The following is an 843-nucleotide window of genomic DNA, read 5'->3' on the forward strand; positions in this document are numbered from 1 at the left end:
TTATATCTTTGTGCTGTTTTGCGCTAGCAAGTCATGCAAAAGAAATGTATAGCAATACGACTCAAGCGACCATCACAACCAACTTTGGCATTATCGAGCTCGACCTTTTTAAAGACCGCGTTCCCGTAACCGTTGCGAACTTCATCCGTTACGCTAACGAAGGCTTTTATAACAACACTATCTTTCATCGCGTTATTCCCAACTTTATGGTTCAAGGTGGCGGTTTTGATCAAAAAATGAGACGAAAGCCCGTCTCTTCGCCCATTAAGAACGAAGCTAATTCTCTTATTCCTAATTTACGCGGCACTATCGCCATGGCACGAACGAACGACCCGCATTCTGCGACTTCTCAGTTCTTCATAAATGTTAAAGACAATATGCAGCTTAATAAATCCGGGCACAACGCGGGTTATGCCGTATTTGGCAAAGTAACTAAAGGACTCGAAATAGCCGATAAGATATCTAAGGTCGCCACCAAGTCTGATGGTTATATGCGAGACATTCCCGTAGACACAATAATCATTCAATCAATTACAATTACCGAACCGAGCTCCGAGCCTGAAAGTCCGGCACCCACAGCCAAGCAATAGCAAGCCATAAAATATGAATAGAGAAGTCGACAATTTTTCGGTAGCTAATCTTGGCTGGGAAGGCGATATTCCAGCCTCGAAAGAATACGATGACGTTTACTTCTCGCTTGTTGATGGCCTTAAAGAGAGCCAATATGTTTTCATTGAAGCCAATCAACTCGCATCTAGACTAATAGGTGAAAGCCTCGCACTAAAACCCTTTATCGTCGCTGAAGCAGGATTTGGTACCGGGCTAAACTTTCTCTTAAGCTGG

1 protein-coding gene and 1 pseudogene are annotated in these 843 nt (G+C 43.4%); both read left to right on the forward strand.

Translation table 11 applies throughout. The features are described from left to right. The coding region (locus A3735_RS22605; RefSeq protein ID WP_369820550.1) for a peptidylprolyl isomerase at positions 1–590 on the forward strand (590 nt) is incomplete at its 5' end. Between the two features lie 13 nt (positions 591–603). After that, a pseudogene (locus A3735_RS22610) lies at positions 604–843 on the forward strand (amino acid oxidase); the annotation flags it as partial.

Source organism: Oleiphilus sp. HI0061, from assembly GCF_001635675.1.